Source organism: Ruegeria sp. H8 (assembly GCF_056532905.1).
The window spans coordinates 486,171-504,480 of sequence record NZ_JBQFNY010000002.1 but is presented as its reverse complement, the minus strand read 5'-3'; the positions used below and the strand labels follow the sequence as shown (position 1 = coordinate 504,480).

The following is an 18,310-nucleotide window of genomic DNA, read 5'->3' as shown; positions in this document are numbered from 1 at the left end:
CTGAGCGGGTGATCGGTATTCTTTGTTAAGCAAAGATGTATCCTGCGCAACATTATTTCGCAAGCGCAGCATTTTTGACGTGATGTCATTGCGGACTCCACCCTAGATCCAGCGCCGTGTCTTGCGTTCGTAACGCGCGAAGTCGGCGCGAAAGGTACGACGCAGGCGGTCTTCTTCCGGCAGGATGAACCGACGCTCCAACACCCAGACGAAGACTGGCACAAGAACCAGGGACAGGACGGCATCAAACCGAAGGACAAGACCCGCAAGAATCAGAACGTCGCCCACATAGATCGGATTGCGACTGCGCTTGTAGATGCCGGATTGCACCATCGTTGACGGGGTTTCGTGCGGGATGACGGTTGTCTTGTGACGGCGGAATTCGACCACCGCCAGAACAGCCATCAGGATTCCGCCTCCGATCAACACCCCGCTCAGAAGATCCGTCAAACCACCCTCAAGCGACAGGCCCAGATTCAGATACCTGGCCTGCAACCAGGCAAGAGCTGCAAAAGCAATCAACCAAACCGGCGGAACGTCCATCCAGCGCATGCAAAGCCCTCATTGAATGACGACAAGATCAAGCACATGTCGCTTCTGTGCGATGTCCTACCGCTTTTGAGCCAAAATGGCAAAAGACCAGTATGTCGCATCGCATGGACTCATTATCGCGGATCGACTACCTCAAAAGCAATCACCGACGTTCACACGAGTTAGCGAGCCTTCATGACTGATTTTGCGGCAACCAAAGCCATGTTCGACCTGCCAGAGGGCGTCATCTATCTGGATGGCAATTCTCTGGGCCCCCTGCCGAAATCAGCCGGTGCCCGAGTGCAACGGATGCTGACGGACGAATGGGGCCAGATGCTGATCACCGGATGGAACAAGGCTGGTTGGATGGGCCTGCCCACCGCGCTTGGTGACCGGATTGGCCGCCTGATCGGAGCAGAGCCCGGCAGCGTGGTGACCGGAGACACCTTGTCGATCAAGGTCTATCAGGCCGTGGCCTCGGCCCTTGAACTGAATCCGGATCGCAAAGTGGTTCTGTCGGATAACGGCAACTTTCCTTCGGACCTGTATATGGCGGATGGCTTGCTGCGCTCGCTTGGGGACGCGTATGAGTTGCGCGTCGTTGATCCCGAAGCCGTGGCCGGCGCAATCACCGAAGAGGTCGCTGTTCTTATGTTGACCGAGGTGGATTACCGCTCGGGTCGGATGCACGACATGAAGGCCCTGACCGAACTGGCGCATGCCAACGGCGTGATAACGGTCTGGGATCTGGCCCATTCCGCGGGGGCCATCCCCGTGGACCTTTCAGGGTGCAACGCCGATTTCGCGGTCGGGTGTACGTACAAATACCTCAACGGCGGCCCCGGCGCGCCAGCCTTCATCTATGTCGCGCCGAGGTTGGCGGAACGCGCACGCCCCGCCCTGTCCGGATGGCTGGGGCACGAAGCGCCGTTTGCCTTCGATCTCGACTACCGCCCCGGCAGCGGCATTGAACGGATGCGGGTGGGAACGCCGCCCATCATCCAGATGACGGCCTTGTCGGCTGCGATGGACATCTGGGATCTGGCGGACATGGCCGACGTCCGGGCCAAATCGATTGAACTGACCGAGCTTTTCATAGAACGCGTCGAGGCAACCTGCCCGGATCTGCAACTGGCCAGCCCCCGTGATCCGCAGCAGCGCGGCAGCCAGATCTCGTTCCGTTTCAAGGAAGGGTATGCCGCCATGCAGGCCCTGATCGCCCGTGGCGTGATCGGAGATTTTCGAGCACCCGACATAATGCGGTTCGGCTTTACACCTTTGTATATCGACGAAGGCGATGTCGAACGCGCCGTCGGGATTATGGCCGATATCATGCAGAACCGCCTGTGGGACACGCCCGAATACAGGATCCGTCAGCGCGTTACCTGACTTCGAGTCCGGCGCCGAAAAGCGCCGCGACCTGTGCGACCTGCTGTTCATAGACCTCGGCGCCGGCGCCAATCAGCTTCAGCCCCTTGAGCGTGGCGGTGATTGTCCGACCGGTTTCTGCCGCGTCAGCCAGCAGGCAAACCCGGCCCGCCTTTTCCTGTTGCGTCAGCCAGTCCGCATAGAGCGCGGCCAGCTTGGCCTCACCCGCCGCGATGATTTCCGCAGACAGGGATTTTGTGTTGTCGAGGATTTCAAGCCCGTGGGGCGAGGCCAGAATTTTTGCCATCCCCTCGGTCTGCGCCTGAATTGCGCGGGTCAGAACCTCAGGCACCGACCCTTGCGTCGCCAGCGCTTCGGCCACCGCAACGCTCTTTTCGGCATAGTACAGCTCGGTCAGCTTGCTGACGATCGCCTCTTTGTTCTTGTAATGCAGGTACACCGCCGGCCGAGACATCCCCGCGCCGCGCGCGATATCGTCCATCGAGGTCTTTCTATACCCATAAGTGGAAAACGCCTGAAACGCCGAGTTCAGGATCGCCTGTTGCCGTGAGCCGTCACCATTGTCTCTCATATTCGAAGCCCTGACATTTCTTGTTCAATTTGTCAATTGACACCCTGACACTTTCGTACAATTATGTCAGAAACCAGCCACAGCAACACGAGGTGCGCCATGGTGACGACCCTGAAGATCAACGGCAAGCAACATCAGGTGGATCTGCCTGATGACGTCCCCCTTCTTTGGGTTCTGCGGGACGAGGTCGGGCTGACCGGCACCAAGTTCGGCTGCGGCGTGGCCGCATGCGGGGCCTGCACCGTGCATATCGATGGCGAGGCCGTACGCTCGTGCCAGGTGGCGCTGTCGGATGTCTGGGGTGACGTGACCACGATCGAAGGGCTCGGCTCGCCGGACGCGCTGGCCACGATCCAACAGGCCTGGATCGATCATCAGGTCGCGCAGTGCGGATACTGCCAGTCGGGCCAGATCATGCAGGCCGCGGCATTGCTGGCGGAAAACCCGGCCCCCTCTGACGCAGACATCGACGAGGCGATGCAGGGCAACCTGTGCCGCTGCGGCACCTATCCCCTTATCCGCGCAGCAATCCATGACGCGGCATCCAAGCTGAAGGAGGCGTAAGCAATGGCTTCCGTTGGAAAAATCCTCCGCCGTACGTTCCTGATCGGCTCTGCCGCGATCGTTGGCGGCGTGGCCTTCGGGGCCTATTACGTTACCCGCCCCGCGGCCAACCCCTTGAAACCCCGGGAAGGAGAGGCAGCACTGAACCCGTTTGTGCTGATTGACCAGAACGGCGTCACATTGTTCGCGCCCCGCGCGGAAATGGGTCAGGGCGTCCGAACCACATGGGCCGCGCTGATCGCCGAGGAACTGGATGTCGATCTGGATCAGATCACCGTTCTGCACGGCCCCGCTGCGGCGGCCTATTACAACTCGGCCCTTGTAGGCGAAGGATTGCCGAACAAGGGGTACGATATCTCGAATTTCCAGCACAATCTGGGCGAGGCACTGGGTGTTCTGGGCAAGACGCTCAGCCTGCAAGTCACGGGTGGCTCGACCTCGATGAAAGATGGGTTCGACCGGATGCGGCAAGCCGGTGCTTCGGCCCGTGAAACACTCAAACGCGCTGCCGCAGACCGGTTGGGCGTCGACCCCTCGGATCTGAAAACGGCGTCAGGCCATGTCATTGCCCCCAACGGCGACAAGATCGCCTATTCAATGCTTGCCGAGGATGCCGCCGGGCTGGAACCCGTTGAGGTGCCGTTGCGCGACCCGTCTGAATGGCGCTATCTGGGCCGAAGCCAACCGCGTCTCGACATGGTGGGCAAGGCGACGGGCACCGCTGAATTCGGCGTCGATGTCCGCCTGCCGGGCATGAAATTCGCCAGCGTGCGAATGAACCCCAAACTGGGCGGCGCGATGAACGGCTTTGACGACAGCGCCGCAAGATCCATGCCCGGGGTTGAGAAGGTCGTCGATCTGGGCACAGGCGTGGCCGTGATCGCAAGCAACACATGGTTGGCCAACCAGGCAGTCGAGGCCATTGATGTCGATTGGGGCGACGCGCCCTATCCGCCGGAAACCGAAGACATCTTTGCCAGGATCGCCGAGGCGTTTGACGACGCACCGAACTCGACCATGCGCGACGACGGCGATGTCAGCGCAAGCCCGGAGAACGCCACTGAAATCACCGCCGAGTATCGCGTGCCCTATCTGGCCCATGCAACGATGGAGCCAATGAATGCCACCGCGCTCTACACGGGAAATGCGTTGGAACTCTGGTGCGGCAACCAGGCCCCCACACTGATTCAGTTCCGCGTTGCCAACACTGCCGGTCTGGATACCGAAGCCGTCCAAATCCACACCACCTATCTGGGCGGCGGGTTTGGTCGCAGGGGCGAACTGGATTTCGGCGAAATCGCAACCAAGGTTGCCATGGCCATGCCCGGCACACCGGTTCAGACAACCTGGAGCCGCGAAGAGGACATGCGTCACGACTATTTCCGCCCCGGCGCCATCGCCCGGATGCGCGGCGCGGTTCAGGACGGCAAGGCCGTGCTCGTTGACGGGAAGGTCGCAGCCCAATCTCCGACCCAACAGGCGGTCGAGCGCTACACCGGGTTCCCCGGCGGCGGCCCTGACAAGGTGCTGGTCGAAGGTTTCTTCAACCAGCCCTACGCGGTACCGAATTACCGCATGAGCGGCCACATTGCTGATTTGGCTGTTCCCGTGGGGTTTTGGCGCTCGGTCGGCAACAGCCATAACGGCTTTTTTCATGAGACATTCATGGATGAGATGGCTCATGCCGCAGGCCGTGACCCGCTGGAGTTCCGGCTGGACCTGATGAAGAACGAACACGCGCCGTCGGCGGGATGTTTGGAAGCCGTGAAGGAAATGTCAGGCTGGACGGGTCAGACGACCGAAGGCGTCGGCCGGGGCGTGGCCTTCACATACAGTTTCGGCACCCCGGTGGCTCAGGTCATCGAAGTGGTCGACGAAGACGGCGCCATCCGCATCAGCAAGGCCTGGATTGCCTGCGACATGGGGCTGGCGCTGGACCCGGAAAACGTCAAGGCGCAGATGTCCGGCGGCATGATGTACGGCCTGTCTGCCGCATGTTTCGGCGAGATCACCTTTGCGGAAGGCGAAGTCGAGCAGTTCAACTTCCCCGACTATGACGCGATGCGGATGCACACAGCCCCGCAGGTCGAGGTGCGCGTGCTGGAAACCAATCGGCATATGGGCGGTGCGGGCGAGCCCGGAACACCGCCTTCGATGCCGGCACTTGGCAATGCGCTATTCGACCTGACGGGCAAGCGCGCACGTTCCCTTCCGCTGATCAATCAGTTCAACCTGCTGGTCTGATCGCACGGCACCGGCCCGATTTACCCCTCGTCGGGCCGGTGTCATTCAGGCAGATTTTTGAACTGCCTGATGAACCGTTCCAGCGACCCATCCACGCACCGCATCGCCGAAGGCTTCGAACAGGGGGCGAGAGACCGGGTCATTGATCGCGTCCCATTCCGGGTGCCATTGAACCGACAGGGTAAAGCCGGGTGCATCCTTGATGTAGATCGCCTCGGGCGTCCCGTCCGGAGCATGGCCATCAATGACCACGCGCTGCCCAATCGTTTTGATGCCCTGACCGTGCAAGGTGTTGGTCATGACCTCGGTTGCGCCGAACAGTTTGTGGAAAACGCCGCCGTTTTCCAGTGTCACCACATGGCGCAGAGCAAACTTTTCCTCCAGGGTTCCATCGGGCGGCATCCGGTGGTTCATCCGCCCCGGCAGATCGCGGATCTCGGGATAAAGCGTTCCGCCCATGGCAACGTTAACTTCCTGAAACCCCCGGCAGATGCCCAAAAACGGCTGTCCCCTTTCAACGCAGGCGCGAACCAACGGCAGAGTTATGGCGTCGCGTGCCCGGTCGAATTCGCCATGTGCATCGGTTGCAGGTTCCCCGTATTCTTCCGGGTGCACGTTCGGGCGACCGCCTGTCAGCAGAAAGCCGTCACAGACCTCCAGCAACTCATCGACCGACACGTAACGCGGATCTGCGGGTATCAACAACGGAAGACATCCTGACACATTGGCCACGGCATCCGAATTCATCGTTCCCCCCGCATGTGTGGGGTATTGGTCGTTCATGAGGTACGAGTTGCCGATGATACCGACGACAGGCCGAGACATTCCGCTTTCCCTGCTGTTGTTGTGCCTGTCAAGGAAGCTAGCGGCAGCGGATTTAACGTGCAAGAATACACGCCCTGCATGAAAGCGCAGGGACGTGTTCGAAGACGCACTGTACGTTCTGGCCTGCCCAGCTCAATTGGAAAAATTTTCCAACAAACAGCTACGCGAGGGAATAATTTCCCCACTCAGATGGAAAGACGTATTAATACAACGCTCTCGTTAAATCTCACCGATCAGGCCGGCTGCCTCAATTCCCGCCATTGCGGCCAGCGCATCATTGTCTGATGTGTCTCCGGTAACCCCAACGGCGCCGATCACGGCCCCCTTGCGATCACGCAACAGCACGCCACCCGGAACAGGCACGACCTGACCACCATAGACGCCATTTACAGAGGCCATGAAATAGGCTTGTGTTTCGGCGCGTTGCATCTGCGCAGTGCCCGCCATTCCCAGCATGACCGACCCATAGGCCTTGCCCTGCGCAATCCCGAACCGGCCCGGTGCTGCACCATCCTCGCGCTCGAACGCAATGACATGCCCACCGGCGTCCAGAACCACGACGGAGAGCGGCCTCAACTCCATCTCTCGGCCCTTTTCCAGGGTTTTTCGGATGATGGTGCGGGCCTTGCGTAGGGAAACTGACATCTGAAGGTCCTCTCGTCAGATTGAAGTTCGACAAAGCCCACAAACGATCGGTCTGTGGGCTTTTTTCGGTGTTATCTTTGGCTGGCTTTCAATTCCAGACGGCGCGCATGCAGGACCGGCTCGGTATAGCCCGACGGCTGAACCCGGCCCTTGAACACCAGATCGCAGGCCGCCTGAAAGGCGATACCGTCAAATCCCGGCGCCATCGGTGTGTAATTCGGATCGTCTACATTCTGGCGATCTACGACGGCGGCCATCTTTTGCAGTGCGGCCATGACCTGAGCTTCATCCACGATGCTGTGATGCAGCCAGTTGGCCAGTGCCTGCGACGAAATCCGGCACGTCGCGCGGTCTTCCATCAGGCCGACATCGTTGATGTCGGGCACCTTGGAACAGCCCACGCCCTGATCGACCCAACGCACGACATAGCCGAGGATACCCTGCGCATTGTTTTCAAGTTCACGCGTGATTTCCTCGTCACTCAGATTGCGCCCAGCCAGCAAGGGGATGGTCAACAGATCCTTCAACGTACCACGTGCGCCGCCTGCGGCCAGCTCGTCCTGACGGGCCAGCACATCGACCTTGTGGTAATGCGTTGCGTGCAGGGTCGCGGCCGTGGGCGACGGCACCCAGGCACATGTCGCTCCGGCCATCGGGTGGCCGATCTTGGCCTCAAGCATATCGCCCATACGATCCGGCATGGCCCACATGCCCTTGCCGATCTGCGCCTTGCCCTTCAGGCCACAGGCCAGACCAATATCGACATTGCGATCTTCATAGGCCGCAATCCATGGCGTATTCTTGATGTCGCCCTTGGGCAGCATCGGACCGGCCTCCATCGAGGTATGAATTTCATCGCCTGTCCTGTCCAGGAAACCCGTATTGATAAAGGCGACCCGTGATTTTGCGGCGCGAATGCACTCTTTGAGGTTGACCGAGGTGCGGCGTTCCTCATCCATGATGCCCAGTTTCACCGTGTTGCGCGGCAGGCCCAGAATGTCTTCGACCATGTCGAATATCTCGACCGAGAACGCGACTTCCTCGGGTCCGTGCATCTTGGGCTTCACCACATAGACAGAGCCCTCGACAGAATTGCCCCCGTCTTGCTTCAGGTCGTGCATGGCGATCAGGGTGGTGCACAGAGCATCCATAAGGCCTTCGCCGATCTCGCGCCCTTCTGCGTCAAGCACGGCCGGGTTGGTCATCAGGTGACCCACGTTGCGCACCAGCATCAGTGACCGGCCTTTCAGCCTGGCCTGATCACCCGACGGAGTGGTAAAGCTCAGGTCCTCGGCCAGTTTCCGAGTGAACGTTGTGCCGCCCTTGGTGACCTCTTCGGTCAGGTCGCCTTTCATGAGGCCCAACCAGTTGCCATAGGCCACGACCTTGTCGGCAGCATCGACGCAGGCAACCGAATCTTCGCAATCCATGATGGTGGACAGCGCGGATTCCAGCCGGACATCCGCGATGCCCGCGGGATCGGTCGCGCCTATGTTGCTTGTGGGGTCGATCATGATCTGGATGTGCAGACCGTTGTTTTTCAACAGCACAAAATCGGGCTTGTTCGCCGAACCGCCAAACCCGGCAAATTGGGCGGGATCGCCCAGCGCAGGGGTCAGCGCACCGTCGGTGATACCCAATTCGGTGACATCCGCCCATGATCCCGACGCCAGAGGCACGGCATCATCCAGAAACGCCTTGGCCCATGCGATCACCCGCGCGCCGCGCGCCGCATCATAGCCACCGCTTGCCGGCAGATCCCCCATTGCATCCGTTCCGTACAGCGCATCATAAAGGCTGCCCCAGCGCGCGTTGGCCGCGTTCAGGGCAAAGCGTGCATTGGTAATCGGAACAACCAGTTGCGGGCCCGGGGTCAGGGCGATCTCGGGGTCGACATTGGCCGTTTCAATCTGGAATTCGTCGCCTTCTTCGACCAGATACCCGATCTCTTTCAGGAAAGCCTCATATTCAGCGGCATCGGTGTTCTGCCCCTTTCGGGACATGTGCCACCCATCGATGCGGCTTTGGATCTCGGCCCGTTTGGCCAGCAGCGCGCGGTTTTTCGGCCCCAGTTCGTTCACCATCCGCGCCATGCCGGCCCAGAACTTCTGCGAAGAGACGCCCGTACCCGGCAGCGCCTGCGTCTCGATGAACTCAGCCAAAACCGGATCGATTTGCAGTCCGCTCAGGGTCTGTCTGTCCGTCATATTCCTGCTCTCCTGCGATTGTGCGCCATTGTATGCATTGTGACTTAGGCGGAAAGTTTCCGATAGGCAACTTTCATCCCGTCATTTGGGGCATTCGCTTCGGCTTGAAGCTGTTTCAAAAACCTCAAGGCAATGGCGGGGCCGGTTGCAGCGCCCGAACGAAGCCCCTAACGTCGCGCCAGTCCCGAACAGATACGAGGCCCAAGATGCGCGACGCTGCCCCCACCACGATCTACCTGAAAGACTACACACCGTTTGGCTATCTGGTGGACAGCGTGCACCTGACCTTTGATCTGGACACGCACGCCACGCGCGTCACCTCGCGCATTGCGTTCCGGCCCAATCCTGACGCCACTGACCGCACATTCTTTCTGCACGGCGAAGAACTGAAACTGATCCGCGCCGCCATTGACGGGGCCGAGATCACGCCGGACGTGACCGACAAAGGACTAACCGCAGATGTCCCGGACGCGCCGTTCCTGTGGGAAGCCGAGGTTGAAATCGACCCCGGCAACAACACTGCGCTGGAAGGTCTGTACATGTCGAACGGCATGTACTGCACCCAGTGCGAGGCCGAGGGGTTCCGCAAGATCACCTTTTACCCCGACCGGCCGGACGTGATGTCCACCTTCACCGTTCGGATCAACGGCGACCTGCCGGTTCTGCTGTCGAACGGCAACCCGTCGGGCAAGGGTGAAGGCTGGGCCGAATGGGTCGATCCATGGCCCAAACCCGCCTATCTGTTCGCTCTGGTCGCCGGAGACCTGATCGCACATCCCGGTCAGTTCACTACCAGGTCAGGTCGCACCGTCGAACTGAATCTCTGGGTCCGTCCCGGAGACGAGGGGAAATGCGCATTCGGCATGGAGGCGTTGAAGAAGTCGATGAAATGGGACGAGGACGTCTATGGCCGTGAATACGATCTGGACGTCTTCAACATCGTGGCCGTCGATGACTTCAACATGGGCGCGATGGAAAACAAGGGGCTGAACATCTTCAACTCGTCGGCCGTTCTGGCCAGCCCCGAAACTTCGACCGACGCCAATTTCGAACGGATCGAGGCGATCATTGCGCATGAGTATTTCCACAACTGGACCGGCAACCGCATCACCTGCCGCGACTGGTTCCAGCTGTGCCTCAAGGAAGGTCTGACAGTATTCCGGGATGCGCAATTCACCTCGGACATGCGCTCGGCCCCGGTGAAGCGCATCCACGATGCCATAGACCTGCGTGCCCGACAGTTCCCCGAGGACAACGGTCCGTTGTCGCATCCAGTGCGCCCCGAGAGCTTTCAGGAGATCAACAACTTCTACACCGCCACCGTCTATGAGAAGGGCGCCGAGGTCATCGGCATGCTGAAACGGTTGGTCGGGGATGCGGCCTATGCCAAGGCGCTTGATCTGTATTTTGAACGCCATGACGGTCAGGCCTGCACGATCGAGGACTGGCTGAAGGTTTTCGAAGACACCACCGGGCGCGATCTGACACAATTCAAACGTTGGTACAGCCACTCGGGCACTCCGCGCATCAGGGTTCAGGAAGACTGGGCCGACGGCACCTATACGCTTACGCTGAAACAGCGAACCGATCCCACGCCGGGACAGGAGGAGAAACTGCCTCAGGTCATCCCGGTTGCAGTCGGCCTGCTTGGGCCCAACGGCGATGAGGTTCGCGCGACCGAAGTGCTGGAACTGACGCAGGCCGAACAGAGCTTTGCGTTCACTGGCCTGGCGGCGAAACCCACAGCATCGATCCTGCGCGATTTCTCGGCACCTGTCATTCTGGAACATGACCAGTCGAACGCGGAACGCGCGTTTCTACTGGCGCATGACACGGACCCGTTCAACCGTTGGCAGGCAGGACGGGATCTGGCGCAGGACACCCTGATGCGGATGATCCTTCAGGATGCGGTACCGGATACCGATTACCTTGACGGATTGTTGACTGTGCTGCGCAATGACGAACTGGACCCGGCCTATCGTGCGTTGATGCTGGGATTGCCGACACAATCGGAATTGGCAGCGGCCCTGCATGACCGTGGCCACACGCCCGACCCCATGGCGATCTGGGCCGCGGTGGAAACGTTGCGGCAGGCAACAGCCCAGACCGTACAGGATTTGCTGCCCCGCCTGCACAGTGAGGCTTTGGTGGACGGCCCCTACAGCCCGGACGCCGAGCAGTCCGGCAAACGGGCACTTGGCAGCGCTGCGCTGGCACTGACCTCTCGTCTTGACGGCGGGGCGATGGCGGCCGAGGAGTACGACAAGGCAGACAACATGACATTGCAACTGACGGCGCTGTCTTGCCTTTTACGCGCCCGCAAGGGCGAGGCGCAGCTGGATGCCTTCTCCGACCAGTGGCAGCACGACCGGCTGGTCATGGACAAGTGGTTTGGCCTGCAAGTCGCGATGGCGGCGCCCGAGGCGACGCCCGCGATTGCCGCGACCCTGACCGAGCATGCGGATTTCAACTGGAAAAACCCGAACAGGTTCCGCGCCGTCATGGGGGCCTTGGCGATGAACCACGCAGGGTTTCACCAGCCGGATGGCGCCGGATACGCCCTACTGGCCGACTGGCTGATCCGTCTGGACCCGGTGAACCCACAGACCACGGCCCGAATGTGCTCGGCGTTCCAGACCTGGAAACGGTATGATCCGGATCGTCAGGCCCTGATGCGTGCGCAGCTTTCCCGCATCGCGGAAACACCGAACCTGTCGCGGGACACGACCGAAATGGTGTCCCGCATCCTCGGCGCATGACGCCTTACAGCTTTGCCCGCAGCAACCGGAGTTTGCGAACGCTGGCCATCCTGGCCGGTGTTTATGCGGCGTTGCTGGCGCTGGTTGTCCTGTTTGACGCGGCCTGGTGGATCGCGGGGCTGCTGTCTTTGGCCACCCTGCCCGCGCTTTGGGACGTGGTTCAGAACACCAGCGCGGGCATGCAACTGGATCAGGATGCGCTAAGCTGGTTCACGGGGAACCGGCAGGCAGAGGTCGCGCTGCGCGACATCGACCATTTCCGGTTTGACACCCGTTGGGATTTCTCAGTTCGAGTGTCGATTGTTTTGCATTCCGGCAAACGAATCCGTCTGCCGGATGAGTCGCTTCCGGCGCATCTGGATTTGGAAACCCTTCTGAAACAAGCCGGATTTCGCGTAGAACGGCATCATTTCACTGTTTTTTGAAACACTGGACCTTTGAGGGGCGAATTGGACACAAAAGAAAGAAATTAATAGGCAATTTACTTGATTTGAACCCGATATCCCGCCAGACTTTGGTGTCAGTTATACGTTTTTACAGTTTTGAGTATCGCCATGTTTCGGTCGCTAAGGGCACTGTTCGCCCCATCCACAGCTACTCCTACAATTGCTTCAGCAGACCTGTGCGCGACGAAATCCGCGCTTGCGGCCGCCTTGCCCGAGCAGGGTCAGCTCAATATTCCCGTTGCAAAACCCGACCGCGATGATCTGATCGGACATTCCACGATCGCACATGGCCGCTACCTCGCCCGGCAGGACCGCTGGGCAGAGCTGTCGCAGGAAATGCGCGTGGCTGATCAGGACCGCGCCGCCGTTGCAGATGGTATGCCGGTGGCCGATCTGCTGGCGTTCGGTGCCAGATCTGACGTTGTTCTGGCCGCTGAACATGCGCTCTCGGATGGCGCGGCCATCTCGGATTACGACCTGTTGGGTGGCATCTCGGAACTTGAAGGCGAGATGGCGGACAACCCTGATGACCCGATGATCGCCACCGTCGTTGCCCTTGCCCATATCGATCTGGCTTGGGCATGGCGTGGAACGGCCTCGGACGCGACGCTGCCACCTTTGCACCGGTCACGCTGCGCCGCGCATTTCGACCGGGCCGCAGCAATCCTGCCCAAATGCAGAAAGGATGCTCCCGACAGCCCCCTGATTGCAGCGACCGGATGTGCGCTGCTGGCTGGTCAGCGCAAATCCAACGCGCGGGTGGCCGAAGAATACGAACGGCTGATCACGCTGGATCCATGCAATCAGCGCCACATGCGCGCGATGGGCAGCCACCTTCTGCCCCGGTGGTTCGGCAGCTACGAAGAGCTGGAGTTGCAAGCCTTGCGTACAGCCGCCAGGACACAGGATATCTGGGGCGCGGGCGGATACACATGGGTTCAGTTCGACGCCATCGCATTGGACGAAGAGGCCTGTGCCCGCGTCGATATCGAGTATTTCCTTGAAGGTCTGCGTGATATTCTGCGCCTGCGGCCCGATCAGCAGATGATCAACATGCTGTCATCCTACTGCGCGATCACTGTCCAGAACGGATTTGGCCTGAACGATCAGGCCGACCTTGTCCGTTCGCAGATGCGTGACACGGCAAACCGGCTTATACGCGATCACCTGACGGAATTGCACCCGTTAATCTGGGCGCATGCGGCCAACGGTTTCAACAATTCCGTCCGCATAAACTCTCCCGAACGATTTGCAGCGCGCGGTCAGCGCGATGCCTTGCGCGCCATCTCGGATCTGTTCCGGGAAGAACTGCGCAGCGGTATGGATGTGACATTCACACCGTCGGGCCTGCGGTTTTCCCAGAACTGAACACGACAGGATTCCCCCTTGCCCCTAGGCCCTCCCGGGCCTAATACGCAGGCTTAGACTTCTGCGGAAATGAGGCGCGCCATGCTCGATCTGACATACGAAATGCCCAAACCCAAAACCATTGCTGGGGCCGAGCACGATTGGGAACTGGTGATCGGGATGGAGGTGCATGCTCAGGTCTCATCCAATGCCAAGCTGTTTTCGGGTGCATCCACCCAATTCGGGGCCGAGCCGAATTCAAACGTGGCCTTCGTGGACGCGGCGATGCCGGGGATGCTGCCGGTGATCAATGAATACTGCGTGGAACAGGCAGTGCGCACCGGACTGGGCCTGAAGGCGGATATCAATCTGAAATCGGCCTTTGACCGCAAGAATTATTTCTACCCCGACCTGCCGCAAGGGTATCAGATTTCCCAGCTCTACCACCCCATCGTGGGCGAAGGCGAAGTGCTGGTCGAACTGGGCGACGGTACCGCGCGAAAGGTGCGGATCGAGCGTATCCACATGGAGCAGGACGCGGGTAAGTCGATCCACGACATGGATCCGCATATGTCCTTCGTCGACCTGAACCGCACCGGTGTCTGCCTGATGGAGATCGTCAGCCGCCCCGACATCCGCGGGCCGGAAGAGGCCGCGGCCTATATCGCCAAGCTGCGCCAGATCATGCGTTATCTGGGTACCTGCGACGGCAACATGCAGAACGGCAACCTGCGGGCCGATGTGAACGTCTCGATCTGTTTGCCCGGCGCCTATGAGAAGTATCAGGAAACACAGGATTTTTCGCATCTGGGCACGCGCTGCGAGATCAAGAACATGAACTCGATGCGCTTCATCCAGCAAGCGATCGAGGTCGAAGCCCGTCGTCAGATCGCCATCGTCGAGGCCGGCGGCGAGGTCGAGCAGGAAACGCGCCTCTATGACCCGGACAAGGGTGAAACCCGTTCGATGCGTTCCAAGGAAGAAGCGCATGATTACCGCTATTTCCCCGACCCCGACCTGCTGCCACTGGAAATCGAGCAGGCCTGGGTCGATGATATCGCCGCCAGGTTGCCTGAGCTGCCCGACGAGAAAAAGGCGCGTTTCATCAATGACTTCGGCCTGACCGACTATGACGCATCTGTGCTGACCGCCGAGGTCGAATCCGCCGCCTATTTCGAGGAAGTGGCCAAGGGCCGCAACGGAAAACTGGCGGCGAACTGGGTCATCAACGAGCTGTTCGGCCGCCTGAAGAAAGACGACCGCGACATCACCGGCTCGCCGGTTTCGCCCGCGCAGCTGGGCGGGATCATCGACCTGATCGCCTCGGACGCGATTTCGGGCAAGATCGCCAAGGAGCTGTTCGAGATCGTCTATACCGAAGGCGGCGACCCGGCGCAGATCGTCGAGGAACGCGGCATGAAGCAGGTGACCGACACCGGCGCGATCGAGGCCGCGCTGGACGAGATCATCGCCGCCAACCCGGCGCAGGTCGCGAAGGCCAAGGTGAACCCGAAACTGGCGGGCTGGTTCGTGGGTCAGGTCATGAAAGCCACCGGCGGCAAGGCGAACCCGAAAGCCGTCAACGAACTGGTCAGCAAGAAGCTGGGCTCGTAAACCTTTCGTTTTGTACAAGCCTGCCGGCAAGCTTTGGCGGGTTTGTACAAACCGGTTTCTCACGAAATCTCAAGACTTGGGGTCAAGCCATCGGCTTGACTTCCTGCTGTTCGCGCCCTTTCCTCCGCCACAGAGAGGTGAGGTATTATGCAAAGCAGATTTGATCAGGAACTCGAAGACCGGCTGGTGCGCTATGCCGCCATCGACAGTCAAAGTGACGAGACATCCCCGACGACCCCGAGCACTCGGATCCAGTTCGACATGCTGAACCTGTTGCGCGATGAGCTGATCCAGATCGGCGCGCAGGATGTTGAGATGACGGGCGACAGTGTTGTCGTCGCGACCATTCCCGGAACGGCGCCGGGGCCGACCGTGGGCTTTCTGGCCCATGTCGACACGGCCCCTCAGTTCAACGCAACCGGCGTCAAGCCGCGGGTGATCAAGGGGTATAACGGTGGCGACATTACCTTTCCGGACAACCCGGATCTGGTTCTTTCTCCGGAAGACCACCCCTATCTGGCCGAAAAGATCGGCCACGACCTGATCACCGCGTCGGGCACAACCCTGCTGGGCGCGGACGACAAGGCCGGTGTATCGATTCTGATGACGATGGCGCGGCACCTGATCGAAAATCAGGACATTCCACATGGCCCGATTCGTATCGCGTTTACGCCGGATGAAGAGATCGGCCGGGGCGTCACGGAACAACTGCCCAAGGATCTGGGCGTGGATTTTGCCTATACGCTGGATGGGCAGCAAGTGGGCGAGATCGAGTATGAAAGTTTCTCGGCCGACCGCGCCGTGATCCGGATCGAGGGTGTATCGATCCATCCCGGCCTGGCCAAGGAAAAGATGGTGAACGCCACGCATCTGGCGGCAAAGATCGTGCAGACATTGCCTCAGGCCACCATGACGCCGGAAACCACGGACGGGCGCGACGGCTTCATCCATGTCACTGACATGAACGGCGGATCATCCGAGATGGAGATCAAGCTGATCCTGCGTGATTTCGAGATGGACGGGCTGGAGGCGCAACGAAACATCGTGCGGCAGGTCTGCGCCGCCGTGCAGGCCACGGAGCCGCGCGCGACCATCACCTGCGACATCAGCCACCAGTACCGCAACATGCGGTATTGGCTGGAAAACGACATGACTCCGGTCGAGCTGGCGCGGGATGCGTGTCGCGAACTGGGGGTTGAGCCGCTGTCGGTACCGATCAGGGGCGGCACGGACGGATCCCGCCTGACCGAATTCGGCACCCCCTGCCCCAACATCTTCACCGGGATGCAATGCGTTCACGGCCCGTTGGAATGGATTTCAGTGCAGGACATGGCGCTGGCGACGGAACTGTGTCTGTCGGTTGTGGCCAAGGCGGCACAGGCCGAAGCGAATGGTCAGAGCTGAATTCCGCCGGATGGGCAAGGGCTCTTTCACCCGGGGGGCAGCGTGTTAAGTTGGCGCGGAAACGCATTTAGGAACAGTAGATGAAGCGCTACGAATACAAGGTCATCCCCGCCCCGCAAAAAGGTGTAAAAGCCAAAGGCGTGAAAACGGCCGAGGGCCGCTTTGCCGTCTCGGTCGAGCAACTGCTGAATCAGATGGGTCAGGATGGCTGGGAATACCAGCGGGCCGAGCTGTTGCCCAGCGAGGAACGCTCGGGTCTGACCGGATCGACCACGAATTGGCGCAATGTGCTGGTGTTCCGCCGCGTGGTGGAAGAGGAAATCGATGCCTCGTGGGTCGGCGCAGTACCTGAGATGGATGACACCCCGCTGGCCCAGCCGATTCCGGGTCCCGAAGAGGTACAGGCCCCGAAACCAATTGCTGCAGAGACGGACGAGCCGCCTTTGTCGTTGAAGCGGTCTGATGACGCCGTTGATGAAAACGGCCCTTCGAAAACATAGGCTTGGGGGCTGGTACGACCGCCAGAACGATTGCAAATGCCCCGTGGCCTTGTGCAGGACATCCGTGTTCGCTCTGACATACGTCAAGTCGAGCCGGGACGACCCAACCACATTGGAAAGCAATAAGGGCTACACCCTCGGGAAATCTGTGGCATGTTAGCCGGATATTCTGGAGGGACATCGAAATGGCTATTCGGCAGACACAAGGGCGGACACGCCTGTATGACAGCATTCTAGACACGGTCGGTGACACGCCCTGCATTCGGGTCAATCGGATCGCGCCCGAGCATGTGACCGTCTATGTGAAATTCGAGGCCTTCAACCCGGCAGGCTCGGTCAAGGACAGACTGGCGCTGAACATCATCGAGGCGGCGGAACGTGACGGGCGGCTGAAGCCCGGACAAACCGTTGTCGAAGCGACATCCGGCAACACCGGGATCGGGCTGGCCATGGTGTGTGCGGCCAAGGGATATCCTCTGGTCGTGACAATGGCCGAGAGCTTCTCGGTCGAACGGCGAAAGCTGATGCGGTTTCTGGGCGCCAAGGTTGTTCTGACCCCCAAGGCGCAAAAAGGGTTCGGCATGTATACCAAGGCCAAGGAATTGGCCGAGGAAAACGGATGGTTCCTTGCCAGCCAGTTTGAAACTTCTGCCAACGCCGATATTCACGAAAACACGACGGCGCGGGAAATTCTTGCCGATTTCGAAGGGCAACGGCTGGATTATTGGGTGACGGGCTATGGGACCGGTGGCACCGTTTCGGGTGTTTCGCGTATCTTGCGGAAAGAGCGGCCCGACACCAGGATCATCCTGACCGAACCGGCAAATGCCGCAATCGTATCATCAGGTTACGTCAATACGCGCAACGCTGACCATCAGCCGACCGAAAGCCACCCCGATTTCGAGCCCCACCCGATTCAGGGCTGGACACCGGATTTCATCCCCTGGGTTCTTCAGGAAGCCATCGACAATTCATACTATGACGAGTTGATCCCCATTCCCGGACCCGAAGGGATCGCATGGTCGCGCCGGCTTGCAGCCGAAGAAGGGATATTCACCGGGATTTCGGGCGGATCGACCTTTGCGGTAGCCATGAAGCTGGCCGAATCCGCGCCGGCAGGCACTGTCATGCTGGTCATGTTGCCGGACACCGGCGAGCGATACTTGTCGACCCCCCTGTTCGAGGGAATCGAAGAGGTCATGACACAAGAGGAATACGCCATCTCGGCATCTACGCCGTCCGCGCAGATGGAGGCGGATTGACA

General features: G+C 60.0%; 15 protein-coding genes. 10 read left to right on the top strand and 5 right to left on the bottom strand.

What is annotated here, in order from left to right:
* Window positions 1-102: 102 nt before the first annotated feature.
* Window positions 103-552 (bottom strand): methyltransferase family protein, encoded by a 450-nt coding sequence (locus ACR0A2_RS08885; RefSeq protein WP_480618022.1) that lies wholly within the window; start codon window positions 550-552, stop codon window positions 103-105.
* A 174-nt stretch (window positions 553-726) separates the two neighbouring features.
* Here ACR0A2_RS08885 and kynU point away from each other — a divergent pair, with 174 nt between their 5' ends.
* Window positions 727-1,920 carry a kynureninase gene (gene kynU, locus ACR0A2_RS08880; RefSeq protein WP_480834776.1) on the top strand — a complete coding sequence of 398 codons (1,194 nt, stop codon included), beginning with the start codon at window positions 727-729 and terminating at the stop codon, window positions 1,918-1,920.
* On the opposite strand, the gene ACR0A2_RS08875 is transcribed toward kynU, so the two are convergent.
* Window positions 1,913-2,491 (bottom strand): TetR/AcrR family transcriptional regulator, encoded by a 579-nt coding sequence (locus tag ACR0A2_RS08875; protein ID WP_480834775.1) that lies wholly within the window; start codon window positions 2,489-2,491, stop codon window positions 1,913-1,915. The two genes, kynU and ACR0A2_RS08875, sit on opposite strands and share 8 nt — an antisense overlap.
* A 99-nt stretch (window positions 2,492-2,590) precedes the next feature.
* On the opposite strand from ACR0A2_RS08875, the gene ACR0A2_RS08870 reads away from it, so the two are divergent.
* Window positions 2,591-3,055, top strand: a complete 465-nt coding sequence (locus ACR0A2_RS08870) for a (2Fe-2S)-binding protein (RefSeq protein ID WP_480834774.1) — start codon at window positions 2,591-2,593, stop codon at window positions 3,053-3,055.
* 3 nt (window positions 3,056-3,058) lie between these two features.
* Complete coding sequence (locus ACR0A2_RS08865) at window positions 3,059-5,299, top strand: xanthine dehydrogenase family protein molybdopterin-binding subunit (protein ID WP_480834773.1); 2,241 nt, start codon at window positions 3,059-3,061, stop codon at window positions 5,297-5,299.
* Window positions 5,300-5,344: 45 nt separating this feature from the next.
* Here ACR0A2_RS08865 and ACR0A2_RS08860 read toward each other — a convergent pair whose 3' ends face one another.
* From ACR0A2_RS08860 to ACR0A2_RS08850, 3 genes are all read right to left on the bottom strand, one after another.
* On the bottom strand, window positions 5,345-6,124 hold the full coding sequence (locus ACR0A2_RS08860; protein WP_480834772.1) for a gamma-glutamyl-gamma-aminobutyrate hydrolase family protein: 780 nt from the start codon (window positions 6,122-6,124) through the stop codon (window positions 5,345-5,347).
* Between the two features lie 219 nt (window positions 6,125-6,343).
* Window positions 6,344-6,769: a GlcG/HbpS family heme-binding protein gene (locus ACR0A2_RS08855; RefSeq protein ID WP_480834771.1), complete on the bottom strand. Its 426-nt coding sequence runs from the start codon at window positions 6,767-6,769 to the stop codon at window positions 6,344-6,346.
* Between the two features lie 71 nt (window positions 6,770-6,840).
* Window positions 6,841-8,976 carry a malate synthase G gene (locus ACR0A2_RS08850; protein WP_480834770.1) on the bottom strand — a complete coding sequence of 712 codons (2,136 nt, stop codon included), beginning with the start codon at window positions 8,974-8,976 and terminating at the stop codon, window positions 6,841-6,843.
* A 206-nt stretch (window positions 8,977-9,182) separates the two neighbouring features.
* On the opposite strand from ACR0A2_RS08850, the gene pepN reads away from it, so the two are divergent.
* From pepN to ACR0A2_RS08815, 7 genes are all read left to right on the top strand, one after another.
* On the top strand, window positions 9,183-11,735 hold the full coding sequence (gene pepN / locus ACR0A2_RS08845; protein ID WP_480834769.1) for an aminopeptidase N: 2,553 nt from the start codon (window positions 9,183-9,185) through the stop codon (window positions 11,733-11,735).
* A complete protein-coding gene (locus ACR0A2_RS08840) occupies window positions 11,732-12,160 on the top strand; it encodes a hypothetical protein (RefSeq protein ID WP_480834768.1) in 429 nt (142 codons plus the stop codon). Before pepN ends, ACR0A2_RS08840 begins: the two co-directional genes overlap by 4 nt.
* Window positions 12,161-12,289: 129 nt before the next feature.
* Window positions 12,290-13,549, top strand: a complete 1,260-nt coding sequence (locus ACR0A2_RS08835) for a hypothetical protein (RefSeq protein ID WP_480834767.1) — start codon at window positions 12,290-12,292, stop codon at window positions 13,547-13,549.
* 81 nt (window positions 13,550-13,630) lie between these two features.
* Entirely contained in the window at window positions 13,631-15,142 is a 1,512-nt protein-coding gene (gene gatB, locus ACR0A2_RS08830; protein ID WP_480834766.1) for an Asp-tRNA(Asn)/Glu-tRNA(Gln) amidotransferase subunit GatB, read from the top strand.
* A gap of 147 nt (window positions 15,143-15,289) precedes the next feature.
* Entirely contained in the window at window positions 15,290-16,546 is a 1,257-nt protein-coding gene (gene pepT / locus ACR0A2_RS08825) for a peptidase T (protein WP_480834765.1), read from the top strand.
* A gap of 80 nt (window positions 16,547-16,626) precedes the next feature.
* A complete protein-coding gene (locus ACR0A2_RS08820) occupies window positions 16,627-17,046 on the top strand; it encodes a DUF4177 domain-containing protein (RefSeq protein ID WP_480834764.1) in 420 nt (139 codons plus the stop codon).
* Between the two features lie 185 nt (window positions 17,047-17,231).
* A complete protein-coding gene (locus ACR0A2_RS08815; RefSeq protein ID WP_480834763.1) occupies window positions 17,232-18,308 on the top strand; it encodes a PLP-dependent cysteine synthase family protein in 1,077 nt (358 codons plus the stop codon).
* The last annotated feature ends 2 nt before the right edge of the window (window positions 18,309-18,310 follow it).